The 19,087-nt window shown below is 69.6% G+C and carries 19 protein-coding genes; 9 read left to right on the top strand and 10 right to left on the bottom strand.

The window, feature by feature from the left end:
* Positions 1-59: 59 nt before the first annotated feature.
* The gene (locus GUI43_RS06930; protein ID WP_225855447.1) at positions 60-1,331 is read right to left on the bottom strand and encodes a glycosyltransferase family 4 protein; all 1,272 of its coding nucleotides are present in this window, start codon (positions 1,329-1,331) and stop codon (positions 60-62) included.
* 480 nt (positions 1,332-1,811) lie between these two features.
* Here GUI43_RS06930 and glgX point away from each other — a divergent pair, with 480 nt between their 5' ends.
* The 6 genes from glgX to GUI43_RS06900 all read left to right on the top strand — a co-directional run bounded on the left by glgX (position 1,812) and on the right by GUI43_RS06900 (position 11,489).
* Positions 1,812-3,929 (top strand): glycogen debranching protein GlgX, encoded by a 2,118-nt coding sequence (glgX, locus tag GUI43_RS06925; protein WP_112698361.1) that lies wholly within the window; start codon positions 1,812-1,814, stop codon positions 3,927-3,929.
* 1 nt (position 3,930) lies between these two features.
* Positions 3,931-6,234, top strand: a complete 2,304-nt coding sequence (gene treY, locus GUI43_RS06920; RefSeq protein ID WP_112698360.1) for a malto-oligosyltrehalose synthase — start codon at positions 3,931-3,933, stop codon at positions 6,232-6,234.
* Positions 6,234-7,958 carry a malto-oligosyltrehalose trehalohydrolase gene (treZ, locus tag GUI43_RS06915; RefSeq protein WP_112698359.1) on the top strand — a complete coding sequence of 575 codons (1,725 nt, stop codon included), beginning with the start codon at positions 6,234-6,236 and terminating at the stop codon, positions 7,956-7,958. Before treY ends, treZ begins: the two co-directional genes overlap by 1 nt.
* Before the next feature lie 819 nt (positions 7,959-8,777).
* Positions 8,778-9,968 (top strand): helix-turn-helix domain-containing protein, encoded by a 1,191-nt coding sequence (locus tag GUI43_RS06910; protein WP_112698358.1) that lies wholly within the window; start codon positions 8,778-8,780, stop codon positions 9,966-9,968.
* A gap of 131 nt (positions 9,969-10,099) precedes the next feature.
* Positions 10,100-10,261, top strand: a complete 162-nt coding sequence (locus tag GUI43_RS33765) for a hypothetical protein (RefSeq protein WP_170158691.1) — start codon at positions 10,100-10,102, stop codon at positions 10,259-10,261.
* Positions 10,248-11,489 carry a helix-turn-helix domain-containing protein gene (locus GUI43_RS06900; protein ID WP_112698436.1) on the top strand — a complete coding sequence of 414 codons (1,242 nt, stop codon included), beginning with the start codon at positions 10,248-10,250 and terminating at the stop codon, positions 11,487-11,489. The genes GUI43_RS33765 and GUI43_RS06900 overlap by 14 nt, the downstream gene beginning before the upstream one ends.
* Before the next feature lie 28 nt (positions 11,490-11,517).
* On the opposite strand, the gene GUI43_RS06895 is transcribed toward GUI43_RS06900, so the two are convergent.
* From GUI43_RS06895 to GUI43_RS06880, 4 genes are all read right to left on the bottom strand, one after another.
* Positions 11,518-12,387, bottom strand: a complete 870-nt coding sequence (locus GUI43_RS06895) for a hypothetical protein (protein ID WP_146765871.1) — start codon at positions 12,385-12,387, stop codon at positions 11,518-11,520.
* Between the two features lie 80 nt (positions 12,388-12,467).
* Positions 12,468-12,935 carry a peptidase inhibitor family I36 protein gene (locus GUI43_RS06890; RefSeq protein WP_112698355.1) on the bottom strand — a complete coding sequence of 156 codons (468 nt, stop codon included), beginning with the start codon at positions 12,933-12,935 and terminating at the stop codon, positions 12,468-12,470.
* 334 nt (positions 12,936-13,269) lie between these two features.
* Positions 13,270-13,899, bottom strand: a complete 630-nt coding sequence (locus GUI43_RS06885) for a 4a-hydroxytetrahydrobiopterin dehydratase family protein (protein ID WP_112698354.1) — start codon at positions 13,897-13,899, stop codon at positions 13,270-13,272.
* A gap of 82 nt (positions 13,900-13,981) precedes the next feature.
* The gene (locus GUI43_RS06880; protein ID WP_112698353.1) at positions 13,982-14,995 is read right to left on the bottom strand and encodes an aldo/keto reductase; all 1,014 of its coding nucleotides are present in this window, start codon (positions 14,993-14,995) and stop codon (positions 13,982-13,984) included.
* A 91-nt stretch (positions 14,996-15,086) separates the two neighbouring features.
* Between GUI43_RS06880 and GUI43_RS06875 the strand changes: the two genes are divergently transcribed.
* Positions 15,087-15,665, top strand: coding sequence for a TetR/AcrR family transcriptional regulator (locus GUI43_RS06875; RefSeq protein WP_112587563.1), 579 nt, complete (start codon positions 15,087-15,089; stop codon positions 15,663-15,665).
* Between the two features lie 22 nt (positions 15,666-15,687).
* Here the strand turns inward: GUI43_RS06875 and GUI43_RS33760 are convergent, their stop codons facing one another.
* Positions 15,688-15,849, bottom strand: coding sequence for a hypothetical protein (locus tag GUI43_RS33760; protein ID WP_167457775.1), 162 nt, complete (start codon positions 15,847-15,849; stop codon positions 15,688-15,690).
* On the opposite strand from GUI43_RS33760, the gene GUI43_RS06870 reads away from it, so the two are divergent.
* A complete protein-coding gene (locus GUI43_RS06870) occupies positions 15,848-16,522 on the top strand; it encodes a DUF6518 family protein (RefSeq protein WP_249037671.1) in 675 nt (224 codons plus the stop codon). The two genes, GUI43_RS33760 and GUI43_RS06870, sit on opposite strands and share 2 nt — an antisense overlap.
* 182 nt (positions 16,523-16,704) lie before the next feature.
* Here the strand turns inward: GUI43_RS06870 and GUI43_RS06865 are convergent, their stop codons facing one another.
* The 4 genes from GUI43_RS06865 to GUI43_RS06850 all read right to left on the bottom strand — a co-directional run bounded on the left by GUI43_RS06865 (position 16,705) and on the right by GUI43_RS06850 (position 18,438).
* Positions 16,705-17,127 carry an SHOCT-like domain-containing protein gene (locus GUI43_RS06865; protein WP_112698352.1) on the bottom strand — a complete coding sequence of 141 codons (423 nt, stop codon included), beginning with the start codon at positions 17,125-17,127 and terminating at the stop codon, positions 16,705-16,707.
* Between the two features lie 11 nt (positions 17,128-17,138).
* Positions 17,139-17,396 (bottom strand): hypothetical protein, encoded by a 258-nt coding sequence (locus GUI43_RS06860; protein WP_112587557.1) that lies wholly within the window; start codon positions 17,394-17,396, stop codon positions 17,139-17,141.
* Positions 17,396-17,773, bottom strand: coding sequence for a DUF2089 domain-containing protein (locus tag GUI43_RS06855; protein WP_211326655.1), 378 nt, complete (start codon positions 17,771-17,773; stop codon positions 17,396-17,398). Before GUI43_RS06855 ends, GUI43_RS06860 begins: the two co-directional genes overlap by 1 nt.
* 221 nt (positions 17,774-17,994) lie before the next feature.
* The gene (locus tag GUI43_RS06850; protein WP_146752881.1) at positions 17,995-18,438 is read right to left on the bottom strand and encodes a hypothetical protein; all 444 of its coding nucleotides are present in this window, start codon (positions 18,436-18,438) and stop codon (positions 17,995-17,997) included.
* Positions 18,439-18,589: 151 nt separating this feature from the next.
* On the opposite strand from GUI43_RS06850, the gene GUI43_RS06845 reads away from it, so the two are divergent.
* Positions 18,590-18,922 carry a YciI family protein gene (locus GUI43_RS06845; RefSeq protein ID WP_112698351.1) on the top strand — a complete coding sequence of 111 codons (333 nt, stop codon included), beginning with the start codon at positions 18,590-18,592 and terminating at the stop codon, positions 18,920-18,922.
* The last annotated feature ends 165 nt before the right edge of the window (positions 18,923-19,087 follow it).

Genomic DNA, 19,087 nt, shown 5'->3' with positions numbered 1-19,087 from the left:
CCAGCCCGAGTCCGGGCCCGAGTCCGGGCCGAGCCGGAATCGGGCCTGGACGGCGAGGGTCAGCGCAGGCCGGCGGCGGCGAGCAGGTTGCCCTCGGGCAGCGCCGGAAGGGCGCGACCCTGCGACATCCGCTGCTCGGCGCGCTCGGCGGTGAACGCGGCGTCGTGGTGGATGGCGGCGGCGTAACTGGCGGCGGTGCGTTGGGCGATCGCGGCCCAGCCGTACTGGTCGTGGACCATCCGGCGGGCGCGGCGGGCCATGACGCGGGAACGGTCGGCATCCGACAGCAGCGCGTCCACGGCGTCGGTCAGGCTGTCCGGGTCGTGTGGGCGGAAGGTCATCCCGGTGACGCCCGGCTCGACGATCTCGCCGAGGCCACCGGTGGCGGCGACTGCGAGGGGAGCGCCGGCCGCGGCGCCTTCCAGGGCGACCATGCCGAACGGCTCGTAGATGCTCGGCACGGCGAAGCAGTCGGACGCGGCCATCAGCGCCGGCAGGTCGGTGCCGCCCAGGAAGCCCGGCATGGTGACCATGCCGCCGAGGCCGCGGCGGTGCACCTCGGCCTCCAACTCGGCGCGGTACGGGCCGTCACCCGCGATCACGGCACGCAGGCCGGGGTGCCGCTCGCGCAGCCGGGGGAGTGCGGCGATCAGGTGCTGGACGCCCTTCTCGTACACCAGGCGCCCGGCGAAGGTGACCAGCGGGCCGTTCCCGGCGAAGCGGGCGCGGGCGGCGGCCACGGCACGCGCGGGCACCCGCCAGCGGTGTGGCTCCACGCCGTTGGCGACCACGTCGACCCGCCCGGCCGGTACGCCGAAGAGAGCGTTCACCTCGTCGCGCATGTAACCGGAGCAGACGATCACCCGGTTGGACTCGCTGCTGAGCCACTGCTCGACGCCGTGGATGGTGCGGTTCATCTCCTCCGGCAGCCAGCCCTGGTGCCGACCGGCCTCGGTGGCGTGGATCGTGCTGACCAGCGGGATGTCCAGGTGGTCGCGCAACGTCATCGCGGTGTGCGCGACGAGCCAGTCGTGGGCGTGGATGACGTCGTAGGAGCCGGCCTGGGTGGCGCGCAGGGCGGTGCGGGTGAGGGTGTGGTTGAAGGCCATGGTCCAGGCCAGCAGCGAGCCGGTGGCGAGGGGGAAGGTGACGGGGTCCTCGGGGGCGCGCAGGATGCGTACGCCGTCGGCGTACTCCTCCAGGGGCGCGCCCTCTGAGTGGCGGGTGACGACGGTGACCTCGTGGCCGGCGGCGGCGAGGGCGACGGAGAGGGCGTGCACGTGTCGACCGAGACCGCCGACGAGCACCGGCGGGTACTCCCAGGACAGCATGAGGATGCGGCGGGTCTGCGGGGGCACCCCGGGGCCGGACTGCGCCGGCACGGGCGTGCCGGGCTGCGCGGTGGGACCGGACTGCGCGGGGGGCCGGGAGGTCACTGTGGGCCGGTGGGCCCGGTCCTTGGTGGCAGGGAGCTGCTCGTCGACCCGCAGTGTCACATCAATCTCCGTCCATGCATGGTGGTACGCGCCGGCGTCAGTGGCGGCGGAGCGAGAGGTGTAAGGAGTGGCCGAGGGCCTGGCGGGCACGCGCGAACGCTTGTCCCCGGTCAAGGAAAGTGCATCGGACCCGAGAACGCATCTCGAAAAGGGTCATCGTGACGGAGGACACCCGATCGGTGTAGCGCGCATCAGACGGGCGGTTTTCGCCCACCGCCTGAAAGGATGGATTGGCGCGTCCGGGCCGGGGGCACTACCTGCGTGCGCGCGGGCGATCTCGGCCGGTGCGCACATAACCATGGTCTAAGGAGCGACATGCAGGTCTGGCCGGGCGAGCGGTACCCCCTGGGCGCCACCTACGACGGGATGGGCACCAACTTCGCCATCTTCTCCGAGGTGGCCGAGCGGATCGAGCTGTGCCTCTTCGACGAGTGGGACACCGGCGCGGAGCGCCGCGTCGAGCTGCGCGAGGTCGACGCCTACGTGTGGCACGCGTACCTGCCGGGCATCGAGCCGGGCCAGCGTTACGGCTACCGGGTGTACGGCCCGTACGACCAGGCGAACGGGCTGCGCTGCAACCCGCACAAGCTGCTGCTAGACCCGTACGCCAAGGCCATCGACGGTGACGTGGAGTGGGACCCGGCGGTCTACGACTACGACCTGGACGAGCCGGAGCGGATGTCGGAGACCGACTCGGCGCCGTTCATGCCGAAGTCGGTGGTGGTCAACCCGTACTTCGACTGGGGCAACGACAAGCCGCCGCGCACCCCTTACCACCACTCCGTGATCTACGAGGCGCACGTGCGCGGGCTGACCATGCGCCACCCGGACATCCCGGAGGAGCTGCGCGGCACGTACGCGGGCATCGCCTCCCCACCGATGATCGACTACCTGACCCGGCTCGGGGTGACGGCGATCGAGCTGATGCCGGTGCACCAGTTCATCCACGACAACCGCCTCGTCGACCTGGGGCTGCGCAACTACTGGGGTTACAACACCATCGGCTTCTTCGCCCCGCACCACGGCTACTCGGCGCTGGGCCGGACCGGCCAGCAGGTGCAGGAGTTCCGGGGCATGGTGAAGGCGCTGCACGCCGCCGGCATCGAGGTCATCCTCGACGTGGTCTACAACCACACCGCCGAGGGCAACCACCTCGGGCCGACGCTGAGCTTCAAGGGCGTGGACGCCCCGAGCTACTACCGGCTCAGCGAGGAGGACCCCCGCTACTTCGTCGACTACACCGGCACCGGCAACAGCCTCAACGTGCGCAACCCGCACTCGCTGCAACTGATCATGGATTCGCTGCGTTACTGGGTGACCGAGATGCACGTCGACGGTTTCCGGTTCGACCTGGCCGCCACCCTGGCCCGCGAGTTCTACGAGGTCGATCGGCTGTCCACCTTCTTCGAGGTGGTGCAGCAGGACCCGGTGGTCAGCCAGGTGAAGCTGATTGCCGAACCGTGGGACGTCGGCCCCGGCGGCTACCAGGTCGGCAACTTCCCACCGCTGTGGACGGAGTGGAACGGCAAGTACCGCGACACCGTTCGCGACTTCTGGCGCGGCGAGCCGGCCACCCTCGCCGAGTTCGCGTCCCGGATCTCCGGCTCCGCCGACCTCTACCAGGACGACGGCCGCCGACCGTTCCACAGCATCAACTTCGTCACCGTGCACGACGGGTTCACCCTCAACGACCTGGTGTCCTACAACGACAAGCACAACGAGGCCAACGGCGAGGAAAATCGCGACGGCGAGAGCCACAACCGGTCCTGGAACTGCGGGGTCGAGGGCGACACCGACGACGAGGCGGTCCTCGCCCTGCGGGCCAAGCAGCGGCGCAACTTCCTGGCCACCCTGATGCTGTCGCAGGGCGTGCCGATGATCGGCCACGGTGACGAGCTGGGCCGCACCCAGCGCGGCAACAACAACGTCTACTGCCAGGACAGCGAGCTGGCCTGGGTTGACTGGGACAACGCCGACGAGCAACTGCTGGACTTCGTCCGCACGCTCACCGCGTTCCGCAAACGACACCAGGTGTTCCGCCGCCGCCGGTTCTTCACCGGGCTGCCGGTGAACGGGCGCGGCATCGACGAGCCGCTGCCCGACCTGGCCTGGTACACGCCGGACGGGCGGGAGATGACCGGCGAGGACTGGGGCAACGACTTCGGCCGCTCGGTGGCGCTCTTCGTCAACGGCGAGGGCATCCGCGAGCGCGGCCAGTACGGCCAGAAGCACCACGACGCGTCGTTCCTGCTCTGCTTCAACGCCCACGACGCGCCGCTGGACTTCGTCATGCCCGGCAGCGAGTACGGCCAGAAGTGGGAACGGGTGATCAGCACCGCCGAACCCGAGCCGGACGACGCCACGGTGATCAGCGCGGGCGGCACCATCCGGGTGCCGGACCGCTCCCTCGTCGTGCTGGAGAGGACGATCTGACATGCCGGCCACCCCTCCCACTGCCACCTACCGGATCCAGGTCCGCCCCGGCTTCGACCTGGACGCCACCGCCGCGATCGTCGACTACCTGGACGACCTCGGCGTCAGCCACCTCTACAGCGCCCCGCTGCTGACCGCCACCCCCGGCTCCCAGCACGGCTACGACGTGGTCGACCACCGGGCCGTCAACCCGGAGCTGGGCGGGGAGGCCGCCCGGCAGCGGCTGCTGGCCGCCCTGCGCGACAAGCGGCTCGGCCTGGTCGTCGACATCGTGCCCAACCACGCCGGGGTCGCCGTCCCGGCCGCCAACCCCGCCTGGTGGGACGTGCTCCGCCGAGGGCGCGACTCGGCGTACGCCGACTGGTTCGACATCGACTGGGACCGGGGCCGGCTGCTGCTGCCGGTGCTGGGCGACGACCCGGCCGCCCTCGACGACCTCAAGGTGGTCGACGGGGAGCTGCGCTACCACGAGCACCGCTTCCCGATCGCCGACGGCACCGGCGACGGCAGCGCCCGGGAGGTGCACGACCGGCAGCACTACGAGCTGGTCTCCTGGCGACGCGGTGACGCCGAGCTGACGTACCGCCGGTTCTTCGCCATCGCGGGCCTGGCGGGTCTGCGCGTGGAGGACCCGGCGGTCTTCGCCGCCACCCACGAGCTGATCCTGCGCTGGGCCGCCGCCGGGGAGGTCGACGGCATCCGCGTCGACCACCCGGACGGCCTGCGCGACCCGGTCGGCTACCTGGCCCGGTTGCGGGAGGCCGCACCGGACGCCTGGCTCGTGGTGGAGAAGATCCTGGAGTACGGCGAGGAACTGCCGGACTGGCCGGTGGACGGCACCACTGGCTACGACGCCCTTGCCATGGTCGGTGGGCTCTTCATCGACATCGACGCCGAGGGTGACTTCACCGCACTGGACAACCGCCTCACCGGGCAGCACACCTCCTGGGAGGACCTGACCCACACCACCAAACTGGCCGCCGCCACCCAGCTGCTCGCCGCCGAGCTGACCCGGCTGGCCGCCCTCGCCCCCGAGGTGCCCACCGAGCAGGCCCGCGCGGCGCTCGCCGAGATTGCCGCCGCGTTCGACGTCTACCGGGGCTACCCGCCGTACGGCGCCCGGCACCTCGCCGCCGCCCGCTCCGAGGCCGGCCGCCGCCGGCCCGACCTGGCCGCCGCCCTGGACGCTGTCACCCGCCGGCTGCGCAACCCCAACGACGAGCTGGGCATGCGGTTCCCGCAGCTCACCGGCGCGGTGATGGCCAAGGGCGTGGAGGACACCGCCTTCTACCGGTGGACCCGGTTCGTGGCGCTCAACGAGGTCGGCGACAGCCCCACCCGCTTCGGGGTGCCGCCCGCGGAGTTCCACCGCTTCGCCACCGCCCAACAGGTCCGCTGGCCGGCCAGCATGACCACCGTCTCCACCCACGACACCAAACGCAGCGAGGATGTCCGCGCCCGCCTCGCCGTGCTCAGCGAGATCCCGGGCCGCTGGGCCGAGCAGGTCAAAGCCTGGATGGAGTACGCGCCGCTGCCCGACCCGGCCTTCGCCCACCTGCTCTGGCAGACCGCCGTCGGCGCGTGGCCGATCGAGCGGGAACGGCTGCACGCGTACGTCGAGAAGGCGGCCCGGGAAGCCGGGGCCTCGACCAGTTGGGCGGACCCCGACCCGGCCTTCGAGCAAGCAGTGCACACCCTTGTCGACCAGATGTACGACGACCCGAGCCTGCACGACGAGCTGACCGAACTCGCCGCCGCGATCACCCCGGCCGGCTGGTGCAACTCGCTCGGGCAGAAGCTGATCCAACTCACCATGCCCGGGGTGCCGGACACCTACCAGGGCACCGAGCTGTGGGACAACTCCCTCGTCGACCCGGACAACCGCCGCCCGGTCGACTTCGACGTACGCCGAGAGTTGCTGGCACGCATCGACGGCGGCTGGCGTCCCCCGGTCGACACCGACGGAGCGGCGAAGCTGCTCGTCGTGTCGCGGACCCTGCGGCTGCGGAGGGCGCACCCGGAGCTGTTCACCACCTACCGGCCGGTGCCGGCGCACGGGCGGGTGGGCCGGCACGTGGTGGCCTTCGACCGGGGTGGCGCGATCGCCGTGGCGACCCGGCTGCCGCTGGGTCTGGCACGCGCCGGTGGGTGGTGTGACACAGCTCTGTCACTTCCCGTTCACGAGATGAAGGACCTGTTCACCGGCCGGGTCTACAGTGGCGGGGAGACCCCTCTGGACGACCTTCTGGCCGACTATCCCGTGGCTCTGCTGGCTCCTTCCACCACTTCCGTGGAGGCTGCGTGATGACCGAATTCAGCGTGTGGGCGCCGGACGCCGAGCGGGTGCGGCTGCGCCTGGCCGGCGACGCCGACCACGAGATGCGCGCCGCCGCCGACGGCTGGTGGCAGGTCGAGGTGCCCGACGCCGGCCTCGACTACTCCTTTCTGCTGAACGACGACGAAACCCCACTGCCCGACCCCCGGTCACCGTGGCAGCCTGCGGGAGTGCACGGGCCGAGCCGCCGCTACGACCACGCCGAATTCGCGTGGTCCGACAGCGCGTGGACCGGCCGGCAACTGCCCGGCAGCATCCTCTACGAGCTGCACATCGGCACCTTCACCCCGGAAGGCACCTTCGACGCGGCCATCGACCGCCTCGACCACCTGGTGTCACTGGGCGTCGACCTGATCGAACTGCTCCCGGTGAACGCCTTCAACGGCGAACACAACTGGGGGTACGACGGCGTCTGCTGGTACGCCCCACACGAGCCCTACGGCGGCCCCGACGGCCTGAAACGGTTCGTCGACGCCGCCCACGCTCGCGGCCTGGGGGTGATCCTCGACGTTGTCTACAACCATTTCGGGCCCTCCGGGGCCTACGCGCCGCGGTTCGGGCCCTACCTCGCCGAGCAGAGCAACAGTTGGGGTCGCTCGATCAACCTGGACGGCCCGCACTCCGACGAGGTACGCCGCTACATCATCGACAGCGTGCTCATGTGGCTGCGCGACTACCACGTCGACGGGCTGCGGTTGGATGCTGTGCACGCGCTGCCCGACTCGCGGGCGGTGCCTCTGCTCGAAGAGTTGGCCATCGAGGTCGAGTCGCTGTCGACGCACCTGGGGCGGCCGTTGTCGCTGATCGCCGAATCGGACCTCAACGATCCGCGGCTCATCACGCCTCGGGAGGCTGGTGGGTTCGGCCTGCACGCGCAGTGGAACGACGACGCGCACCACGCACTGCACACGTTGCTGACGGGGGAGCGGCAGGGGTACTACGGGGACTTCGGGTCCTTGGAGACGTTGTCTGATGTGTTGACCGGCGGGTTCTTCCACGCGGGGACCTGGTCGAGCTTCCGGAACCGGCACCATGGGCGACCTGTTGATCCTCGGGTGCCGGGGCACCGGTTCGTGGCGTACCTGCAGAACCACGACCAGATCGGCAACCGGGCTACCGGGGATCGGATCTCGGCTTCTCTCTCGCCTTCGCTGCTCCGCGTTGGGGCTGTGCTGCTGTTGACGGCGCCGTTCACTCCGATGCTGTTCATGGGGGAGGAGTGGGCCGCCTCGACGCCCTGGCAGTTCTTCACCTCGCACCCGGAGCCGGAGTTGGCCTCTGCGGTGCGGACCGGGCGGCGGCGGGAGTTCGCTGCGCACGGGTGGCCGGAAGGGGACGTGCCCGACCCGCAGGACCCGGAGACGTTCGTGCGGTCGCGGTTGGACTGGGCCGAGCTGGACAAGCCTGAGCATCGGGAGATGTTGGCTTTTTACCAGCGGTTGATCGCGCTGCGGCGGTCTCTGCCGGATCTCTCGGATCCTCGGTTGAACGCTGTTTCTGTGCAGCACGGGGACCAGTTTTTGGTGATGCGGCGGGGGGATACGCTTGTGGTGGCGAACCTGGCTGGGCGGGGGCAGGGGGTTTCGCTGCCTGGGGTGGCTCGGCGGGTGCTGCTGGCTACGGGGGAGGGGGTCACCGTCATGCGGGACCGGATCCAGCTGCCGGCGGAGACTGCGGCGATCGTTGCATTGTGAAGCCTGCACCAATTAACAGACTTTAGATCTCGTGGAGCTGCTCAGGCAGCGTGCGCCCGATAAATCCGCCTTGCGTGTATGCGACCCGGCAGGTCGGTCTTTCAGTGTTGGCATAGCGAGGTCGAAAGCGTAGTACAGGACCGACTCGCATCGGATTAACTAGCTTGAAAGCGTGCCGTCCCCGCTACTCTTCGTGGAGCGTTTAAGGTCAAGAACGGCGTCAGCTAATCCTCGGCGATCTTTATGGTAAGCCGGACACCGTCGGTGCCAGGATTCGGTACTGGCGGATGCGTCGGGGTGGCATGACGCAGGCCGTTTTTGCTGGGCTGTCCCGTCCAGACGAGCCTGACGCCGTCATGCTGTAGTTGGCACCAGCGCGGCCTGTCCAGATTGACTCGGCATTCACGCCGTGCCGTGCGTGTGCTCATGACCCGGCGGCTCCCGCACGCTGTCCACCCCCGGGGCACTCCTCCGGCGGGGCGTAGGCACGAATGGTGCCGTTGTGCCGCGCAACTCTTCCGTCAGCGGTGAGGGCTACGGACCGCTTACAGACGGGGCACCGGCCCCGCTGGTGCTGCGAGCGCTGAGTCACCATGCCTCCCCGGTAGGTGATTGCACGTCTTCAGTCTTGTCCGCCGAGCTATGCCGCCCATCATTGCCGATCGAGGCTCGGAAGCCGGCTGACCACGGAAGGTGCCAGACCCGCCCTGGCGGCGTCGAGCGTCACCGATGCGGTGCCCTGCGGGTGTAGCGTCCAACCGTGCGGGCGTAGCGCTTCAACGCTGCAATCCGGTCCTCTAACTGGGGGTGGGCGTAGGCATGGTGAGGAAGCCGGACACCATCGGTGCCAGGATCCGGTACTGGCGGATGCGCCGTGGAGGTATGACTCAGGCCGTTCTCGCCGGGCTCGCTGGCGTCACCCAGTCGTACGTATCGCAGATCGAGTCGGGTCGGAAGACCATTGACCGCCGGTCCACTCTGGTGGCTCTCGCCGCTGCACTGCAGGTCACGGTGGCCGATCTGCTCGGCCAGGGCACCGAGTCCGGCGACCCGGCCCGTGAAAGCGCCGCCGAGTGTGTACCGGCCATCTGGTCGGCCCTGATCGAGATCGAGGCTGGCGAGCGCCGCCCGTCGACCTACACGGCGGACTGGCTGGCCGCCGAGATCGCCCGCGCCGAGCAGCTTCGCACCTCGTGCAGCTACCCAGCGATGGCTCGAATGCTGCCCAACCTTCTGCTTGAAGCCGCCGCCGTAGGTGGCACAGTGCTCGTCCAGGTCGCCTATCAAGCCGGCACCTGCCTGCGGAACCTCGGCTACCGTCACCTGGCCCTTAACGCCGCCCGGCTCGCTGGGGCGGTCGCCGAAGATACCGAAGACCCGGCCTGGATCGCGGCCTCCCGTTTCGCCTACGCGCAGAGCCTGCCGATCGAATCTGCACCGGTCGCGGCCCGTGCCGCCGACCGGTCACTCATCGAGCTGCAAGCTGACTCCGCCGACGAGCGGGTGCGACAGATGCTCGGACAGCTCCACCTCTCGGCAGCGCTGACATCGACGGTGAGCGGTCGTTTGGACGTAGCTCGCGATCACCTTGCCGAGGCAGCGCGCGAGGCCGCCACGCTCGGGGATCCGGTTGACGGTGCCGGTTTCAACGGCTGCGGGTTCGGACCAACGAATGTCGGCCTGTGGGAGATGTCCATCGCCGCCGAGCAGGGCGAATCCGGCCGGGTTATCGAGCTGTCCAGGACGGTCCGGCCGCAGGTGCTCGCGGCGTCCATCCGCCAGCAGTCCTACTGGCTTGACCTCGGTCGCGCCTTGGCGGACGGCGGCCGCCGAGACGTTGAGGCCCTTGCTGCATTCGTGCAGGCCGAGCGGGCCGCGCCGATCCCGTTCGCCATCAACCCCCTCGCCCGCGACGCCGTGGTGACTCTCGCGCAGCGCGCCCAGCGCCGAGCCATCCCCGACGAACTGCGCCTGCTGGCCGGCCGCATCGGCATCAACCTGGCCGCATAACTGCCAGTAATCACCACATCACCAATCCGCCCTACTGTCCGGTTTTGGGACGCAAGCACGTCCCGTGGCCTGGTGCGACGGTGATCGAATCCCCGAGTACCACCGCTGGGCCTCTACCGGAGGAGGCGGGGATGAGCGGTCAGGACGACAATGCTCCGGAGAACAAAGGTGAGGCGGCCGAGCGGGAGGCTGCCAAGCAGCGTCTCCTAGCGCAGGCTGAGGCGGAGCGCGTACCCGTGGAGGACACGACCCGTGCGGTCCCGGACCGGCGGTGGCGGCGTGACCAACGATGACGTGCCGATCGGTCGCCGCGTGGCCCGCTGGCGGGTGCGGCGGTCGATGACGCAGCAGATGCTGGCCGACCGGCTGCGCAGGTCGAAGAGTTGGGTGGACAAGGTGGAGCGGGGTGTGCGCGCCCTGGACCGGTATTCGGTGATCCAGGAGTTGGCCCACGTCCTGCGGGTCGACCCGGAGGTGCTGCTCGGCCAGGCACGCAGCACGCCAGCGGGCACACCGGAGGGGGTGGACGACATCCGTGCCGCCCTCGCCCGCTACGACACCCCGCAAGCCTCAGAGCAGACGGAAGAGCTAAGAAGGCAGGTCGGGTACGCCTGGCTGAGCTACCAGCATGCGCACTACGGGCAGTTGGTGCGAGTCCTGCCGCGCCTGCTCGACGCTGTCCAGGGCGCGCGGTCACCGGAGTTGCTGGTGCAGTCGTACCGGATCACTTCGTCGCTGCTGGTAAAGCTCGGCGAGGCCGACCTCGGGTGGCTGGCCGCCGACCGGGCGATGTCCGCCGCCGGCGACAACCCGATCCTGGCGGCAACGGCGGCCATCTCGGTAGCCCAGGCGCTCCGCGCCTCCAACCGCGACCGCCTGGCCCTAACAGCGGCCCTAACCGCCGCGAACCGCATCACCCCCACCCCAGCGCACCGTGATCATGAGGTTGACGGGCCTTCCGAAGATCAAAGCGACCGTCAACCTCATGATCACCGGGGCGGAGGCAGGGGCGAGCCGCAGCGGTCGGCGGGGGAGTGGGCCGTGGGTGGGACGCTGCTGCTCCAGGCCGCCCTGGCTGCCGCCGGCTGCGGCGAGAGCCGCCGCGCCGACGAGCTGATCGACCGAGCCGCGGGGATCGCCGCCGGGCTGAGGGGGTACGACGACATGCACCACACCAGCTTCGGGCCGATCGCCGCGAAGCTGGCGCGGGTGGTGGTGGCGGCGCAAAGGGGTGACGCCGGCGAGGCGCTGCAAAGGCACTCGACCTTGGTGCGGCGGGAGGCGTGGCGGCGGTTGCCGGCCGAGTACCGGGGCGCGTACCTGGTGGATGTCGCGCGGGCGTACCTCCAGATGGGTGACGTGCGCGGCGCTGCCCGCGCGCTGGTCGACGCGGACAGCGTCGCGCCGGCTGAGGTTCGGTGTCGGCCGTTGGCGCGTACCGTGATCGCCGATGTTGCCCGCGCACAGCCGGCGCCGGCCGGCGTGGCGCGACTGGCCAACCTGGTCGGCCTCACCCGCTGACCGACGTACCCGCCGGTCGCGGCTGGCCTCACCCCGTCGCCAGCACACGTCGGCCATTGGCGAGCCGGGCGCTCTTGGCCTGCTCGTAGCGTTTCATGTCGGCGGAGTGGGTCGCGATCGTGCGCTGTTGGTGCTCCACCATCGCGGCTTGCCAGATCGTCACGAGATCCGTGCTGTCCTTGCACGCGACGTCGGCCACCGCGGTCCGACGCTCCACGTCGCTGGGATGGTCGGTGCTCCATTTCGGGTCGTCGTTGGCCTGCCAGGGGTCGGCGTAGGTGAACCCCTTGCCGGCCATGCACGTCGACCAGGCCCGGAAGGCGGCCTGAACGCGAGCGTCCTGCTCTGCCTGTTGGCCGGCCCGCAGGGCCATGTCGTACAGGAGTGTCTCGTCGATCGGTGGTGCGCCCTCGGTCAGGCGCCGGTTCGCCTCGCCGAGGCAGCCGCCCTCAGGGATTCGGCCGCCGGCCGGCTCGGGTCCGTCGGTGCCGAACCGCGTGCCGCTGAGCGCTACCGCCGTCCTTTCCGGCGGCGGGGGAGCCTTGTCCTCAGCCGCGTCACCGCCGGGTGCGGCGTGGTAACCGAGGCGATGCGCCTGGTCGTGCTCCACCAGCCCGTACAACCCGTCGTGCGTGGCAGCCGGGTCGGTGTGGTGCGGTTCCGGCGGCCGGTAGGAGATGCCGAGCCGGCGCATGCAGGCCACGACAAGCTTCGCCTCGGCCCGCTGGAGAAGCAGATCCTCGTCCCCGGACGGAAACAGTCGGTCCAACGGAAGGCGCATGGTCGCCACCGGTGATGGCGCTGCGGGCTGCTGCGCGGGCCCGCTCGGTTCACAGGCGGCCCCGGCACCGACGGTCAGGCAGGCCAGCACCAGGGCCGCGAATCGCCTACGAATCATGGGCATGGAGACCTCGCTCAGGGTGGAGGGGCTCGCGTTGCCCGCTACCTCACGGCCGACGCGAGCCCCTCGATGCGGTCCTACGGCCGGCAGCGGGTCTGCGGCTGGCCGGCCCAGACGAAGCAGAACGAGCTGAATCGGTCGTTCCAGTTGTTCCCGTTCTGGTCCCGGTCCAGCGTGAGGTTCAAGGCCTCGTCCGACTGGCCGCTGTTGGCCTTCTGACGCCAGAAATAGAGGCCCCGGTAGTTCTCGTGCTCGAAGAGGCGGACGGCATTCTGCGTGTCGTAGTTGCGCAGCGAGCTGACGTTGTCCTGCAGCGAACAGTCCGAGGTGCAGGCAGCCACGAACGACCATTGCCGAAAGTCCGCAGTGGTCGAGAGGGTGTCGTAGCGACCGCCGCGCAGGTCGTTGTTCTGCCACATGCACAGTTCGCCGCTCTCGCACAGGCCGTTGCGCGACGACGCCGCCTGGGCCGGGCTGGCCACGGCCAGGAGCCCGCCGGCCGCCAGCGCCAACGCACCGAAGAACGCCAGGATTTGTCGCTTCATGAGTCTCCTTAGCTTGGGGATTCTTCTGCCGGAGCTGAGTGATTGTGCTGGTGGCACCGGTGTGGACGAGGTCAGTCAACCCCGGGGGTAGCGGCGCAGCCGAGACATTCGAACCAGCTCGAATCTCGATCCTGTCCGGCGTTTCCCGGGTTGCCGCTGAGGGTCCGCCCGGGTTTGGTGAGGGGCGCCCAGATGAGCCCGCGCGGGGGTGGTCGGTAGGCGGCCGTTGGCGCGTACCGTGATCGCCGAGGTTGCCCGCGCGCAGCCGGCGCCGGCCGGCGTGGCGCGACTGGCGACGCTGGTCGAGCTCACGAGGTGAAGCTCGCCCGTCCTGCTATGCGCGGCCGACCCAGGTGGCGACGCACGCCTCGTTGCCCTCGGCGTCGGCCAGGACCCACCACATGGGTGCGTGCGCGTCGGAGACCAGGTGGCCGCCAGCGGCCAGGGCGGCGGCGATGCGAGCCTCCGCCTGATCGTGCGGGACAGCTATGTCGAGGTGCAGGCGGTTGCGCTGTGGGCGCGCCTCGTCCATCGGTTGCAAACCGAAACCCGGGCCGCGGCGCGACGGGTCGAACAGGTAGTCGTCGCCAATCTGCCGATAGCCGAGCAGCGCCTGCCAGAACGGCAGCACGTCCGCGCCGGCGAGTGCGTCGAGGGTGACGTTGATGAGTTGTACGGCGGTCGGGTCGGCGGGGAGGCCCAGCTCCTTGGCGGCGGCCGAGATGCGCCGGGCCAACGAGACATCGCGCCGATTCAGGCTCACCGTGACGCCGGTGTCGCGCAGGTCGATGGTGAGGTGTTGCTGCTGGGCCTCGTCGGCGAGCCGGCCGATCTCATCGACGAGCGCGATGCCCTTGGACAGCGAGCCGGTCGGGAAGTAGGCCGAGACCAGATGGTAGAGGGAGCGCCAGTCCTCGACACCGTCGGCCGCGTGGAACTGCGCGGCCGTGATCTGCCCAGTCATGTCAGCGAACCTAACATCGGTGGCGCGACGGCCTCCCACGGCGGAAGGCGAGCGAGGATGGCGAGGGCGTCTCGTCGCTGAGTCAGGCGGCGTTGTGCTGGCCGTTGACCGGAGGGCTGATGGTGCACTGGCTTGCCGCATCCAGCCGGGTGGAGACGCTTTCCGGCAGCTCGAATGCGAGGCCGGCGAGGTTGGCGCTCAGTTGGTCGGCGGAGCGAGGGCCGAGGACCACCGAGGTGATCTCGGGCCGGCTGCGGAGCCAGGCGAGCGCCACGGTTGGCGTGGTCGTTCCCAGTTCGGCGGCGACGGTGGTGACGTCGTCGACGATGTCGAAGTGCCGCTCGGCGAGGAGACCGGTCACGAATGCGCGTGCCATCGGGCTGGGCATTGCCGCCCATTGGGCGAGTCGGGATCCGGCGGCCGGCGCGGTGCCGCGCTGGTATCGCCCGGCGAGCAGACCGCTGCCGAGCGGGCTGTGGGCGAGGACGCCGAGCCCGTGTTGCTGGCAGGTGGGCACGATCTCGGCCTCGATGGCACGCGTGATCAGGGAATAGTTGGCTTGCAGGCTGATGAAGGGTGTTCCGCCGAGGCGTTGCGCCGCCCATTGGGCGCTGACGATTCCGGCGGCGGTGAAGTTGGAACAGCCGATGTAGCGGACCTTGCCGGAGCGTACGAAGCCATCGAGCGTTGCCATGGTTTCGTCGATCGGGGTGTCCGGGTCGGGCACGTGGCACTGGTACAGGTCGACGTAGTCGGTGCCCAGTCGGCGCAGGCTCGCCTCCAGGGCGCGAGTCAGGTGGGCGCGGGACAGGCCCCGGGTGTTGGGCCCGGCGCCCTGCGGTGCCGCCCCCTTGGTGGCGAGGACGACCTCGGAGCGGCGGTGGGCGATGGCGTGGCCGACAACCTCTTCGCTGGTGCCACCTCGGTAGGTGTCTGCTGTGTCGATGAAGTTGTGGCCGGCGTCGAGGAACTCGCCGATGATGCGGCGGGCCTCGGGTTCCGGCGTCGGTGCCTGCGGGTCGGTGCCGAAGTTCATCGTGCCCAGGCAGGCCCGGGAGACGTGGAGGCCGGATCGGCCCAGTGTCGTGTACTGCATGCCACCCCCGTACAATCGGAATCATCATTCCGCTTCAAGATACGGAACCTAGATTCCGCTCGTCAAGGGTGCTCGATCGGAGGAGGCCGGCATGATCCGCTCGGATGCGGCGCGCAACCGCGCGAAGGTACTCGCGGCGGCCGAGACCGTGCTCGGCGAGCAGGGACTGACCGCCCGCATGGACGAGATCGCCCGCCGAGCCGGAGTGGGTGTCGGCACCGTGTACCGGCACTTCGCCACCAAGGAAGCCCTCTATGCGGCGATCGTCTCGGCGCGGGTGGACCTGCTGCTTGACGAGGCCGCCCGATTGCGCGTCGCCGCGGAGCCACAGACCGGGTTCTTCAGATTCTTCGCGCAGGTCGTCGCGGACGCGGCGCGCAAGAAGACTCTGACGGACGCGTTGCACAGCGCGGGGATCGATGTCAAAGCAGAGCAGGCAGGCCAGCGTGCGCAGATGCGCGAAGCGTTGGCGGACCTTCTGCGCGACGCCCAACGCGTCGGCGCCGTACGCCCCGACGTCGACCTGCCCGAGATACTCGCCCTGCTGCGGGGCGCCAGCATGGCGGCGGAAACCGGTGACTACGCCGGCCCCGTCATCGACCGGACCCTTGCCGTTCTGTTCGACGGCCTGCGCCCGCACGCGCTCCATGCACCCCCGCCTTCGGCGTAACCGGGCCCCTTACCCGATAGTGTCACTTGATCTCCATCGCCTCGGCCACTGTGCGCGGAGCGGGGGAGCGCGACGCCGGGTTCGCCAGCGGGCAGAGCGACTCGGGCACGGCTGACTGGCTGCCGCTTGGTGGGGAGGGGCCGACCAGGCCAGTGGGGGCATACTCGGTATGCTCTGCGGCCATGCGACCTGGTGACCGGGGGGTGATGCTCGCCTCCGTGGTGGGCGGATTCCTGCTCGGCCTTCTCGACTTCTGCTGGATCAAGTGGCTGCCGTATCCCGTCGCGGAACTTGGCAACTCCACCGCGACCTGGGCGGTGGCCGCCTTCTTCTTCGGGTACTGGGTGCGGTCCGGGTGGCTGCGCGCCGCACTCGGTGCTGCCGTCCTGCTCGTCGTCGCGGTGCCCAGCTACTACCTTGCGGCGGCGCTCCTGCAGGGCGACGACCCCGCGGTGCTCTGGGCACCGTCGTCGCTGGTCTGGATGTTCTTCGGCGTGCTCGCCGGTGTGGTCTTCGGCACCGGCGGGACGTGGGCGCGTGGTGAGGGGTGGCGGCAGGTCGTCGGGGTCGCGCTGCCGGCCGCCGTGTTCTTCGAGGAGGCGGCCCGGTTCGCCGGCAAGGCGACCGACCCCACCTACGGGGCCGGCGCGTGGTGGAACGCGGTCATTGACCTTGCGCTGGGCCTGCTGATCGTGGTGCTGACCGGCGGATCGCATCGACGGCGGGCGGTCGCCGTCGCGGTGGCCGTGCCGCTGGCCGGCGCGATCCTGGTGAGCTTCGCGGTGGCCGGCGGGACCGTCGCGTCCGCCGGTGCGAGCCACCCGGGTAGCCGCACTGTCGTTGGCTGTCCCCGCTGACCTGACCCCCGCCCAGCGGCGGGACGGCGCGGAGGGACCACCCGTCCGAGTGGTCCCTCCGCTGGTTTGCTGGTGGGTGGCTAAACTTCAGGTTGGCAATTCACCTGTGCTCTGCTGCGGCGGGCGCAGCCTCGGGAGGGTGTTCCCGCACCCTCTCGAGGGGCCGTCCCATCGGACGGCGCCTACTCGCAGAAGACCCGCACTGTGGCATCGGGTGAATCCACCTCCACGGTGACCTCGTCGAGGTGCTCCACGAGCGCCTCCAACTGCTCGGGCTTTAGCTGCGTCAGGTCGATCGGCACGCCCGAGTCGCTGAGTGAGGCATTGGCCTTGACCAGGGCCTGCGGCGGGACCAGCGCCGCCAGCCGTACACCGGCGCGCAGCAGTTGCAGTGGCACCCGCACGTTGACCCGCGACGGCTCGCCGTTGTCGGTGGCGTCCACCACCACCCGCAGGTACTTCACCTTGCCCTTGGGTCGGGCGTCGTGACTCGCCGTCGCCGGTGCGTGGTCCCGTTCGAGTGCGGCGATGAGCTGCTCCGCCTCCTCGGCGGTGATCTTGCCGGCGGCCAGCATGTCGAGGATGTCCTTGCGTTGTTCGGTCATTCGAACCTCTCCTATCGGATAGCCACGAGCACGGCCGTGCGGCAGTGCTCGATGTCGAAGCGGGCGCCGGGCAGCGCGGAGATGACACGCCAGGCGGCGCCGAGTGCCCGCACCACACCGATGCGGAACACGACGCAGGCCACGATCGCCGCCAGCACAACCAGGACCACGACCGGGAAGAGCACGAGCGCCAGGGGGAGCACCGGAATCCAGAAGCGGATGGGCCGGCGGTCCGGGCGGCTGACTTTGACGGTCACGAGCTGCGGCATCACGTCGGGCCGCCCAGCTCGGCCAGCGCCTGCTGTGCGGTGATCTCACCGCGGCGCAACCGGTCGATGATGTCGGCTCGCGAGGGCGCCGGGTCGGTCTCGACGAAGTCGAGCATCTGCGTGATCCGGTTGAGTCGTGACTTGATCGTCGGGTAGCTCACCCCGAAGATGCGTTCCATCTCCTTGATCGAACCGTGGCAGCGCACGAACGCCGTGACGAAAACCTGATCATCGACGTTGAGCTGAGCCAGTTGCGGTGGCTCGAACTCGCCCTCGATCGCGACGCCGTTGCTCGCCAGGCGCACCCGCTCGACGACGAACGGCTGCCCCCGCGTCAGGCTGGTCAGGTCCTGCCAGTCCATCGTCTGTCCTGTCATACCTAAAGTTTTATCTTAAGAATCCTCAACTTCCAAGCATCCGATCTTAACTTTCTTAAGACCGGCTCGGTTGGAAGAATCCTGGGTCGATCTCACCGCCAGCCGGGAATGCGAAACCGCGGCGGGACCCGAAGAGGTCCCGCCGCGGTCGAAGGGTGTTGCTTGCCGGGCGCCCAGCGGGCGGGAGCGGGCAACCCCGACTCCCGCCCGCGGCAAGCGGATCAGCACATCCGGATGTACCAGACCGGCGAGAAGTCGACGGCTTCCCAGGCGACTCCAGAGCTGAAGCCGCGGATCGGGTTGCGGTTCTGGTCCATGATGTCGGCCCAGGCGCCCCAGGTCTGGTTGTTGTAGATGGAGCCCCAGCCGTTCCAGTTGGTGAGCGAGTACCACCGACACTGGTACAGCACGAACATGCGTCCGCCGAAGTACGTGTCGGTGTAGACGCAGGTGGCGGTGTAGGGGCAGGGGCCGACAGCCTGGGACGAGACGCCGCTGATGCCGGCGTTCGGGTTGTCGGAGGCGATCGCGTTGGCCGGGTTGGCTGACTGCGTCGTGACACCAGCGATCGGATGGTCGGCCGGGGCCGCGGTGGCGGCCGACGGCACTGCGAGCGTGGCGAGGAGGGCCGCGAAGGCCCCGATCAGGAGCATGCGTAGCTTCATGCATTCACGATGCCCGATGGGTACGAAAGCAGAGAGTGTCTCACCTGTGACGGAAAGTACTCCATCTATTGAGGCGTCAACGACCTGGCATTTCGGCCGGGGTCGTGATTGCGACTCGGCGGCCTGCGCGAGCCGCCGCTAGGATGCCGGGGTGGGCAGGTTCCTGGCGCTCTTCAACGGCGCGGCTGACGAGGCCGACAAGGCCGAACTCACCGAACAGCAGCAGGCCGAGTTCATGAGCGCGTGGGCGTCATGGGCGCAGGCCAACGAGAAGGCCATCGTCGACCCCGGTGCTCCCGTGAACGCCAAGAAGCGGGTCACGGCGCGAGGTGTCGAGGACTTCACCGACGCCCTGATCGCCTACACCATCGTGGAAGCGGGCTCGCACGACGAGGCGGTCGAGATTTTCTCCGGGCACCCGCACCTGGGACTGTTCGCCGGAAATTCCATCGCGGTCCTGGAGTGTCCGCCGCCGCCCAGCTGACACTCGCGCGCCGCCCACGATCCACTCGCCTTTACGGAAGTCGGGGTGTCCCGGCTCCGTTGACACCCCGACTTCACGGAACCCGAGTCGATCTCTCACCACTGGCCGGCAACACGGAACCGCAGCGGGACAGGCAGCCCGGCGGCGGCAGCCTCCTCCGGCCCG

This window comes from Micromonospora noduli (assembly GCF_003264365.1).
In the GTDB taxonomy this organism is placed as follows: domain Bacteria; phylum Actinomycetota; class Actinomycetes; order Mycobacteriales; family Micromonosporaceae; genus Micromonospora; species Micromonospora noduli.
Note: the sequence above shows the minus strand (reverse complement) of the source record. Positions and strands in the feature narration are given on the sequence as shown.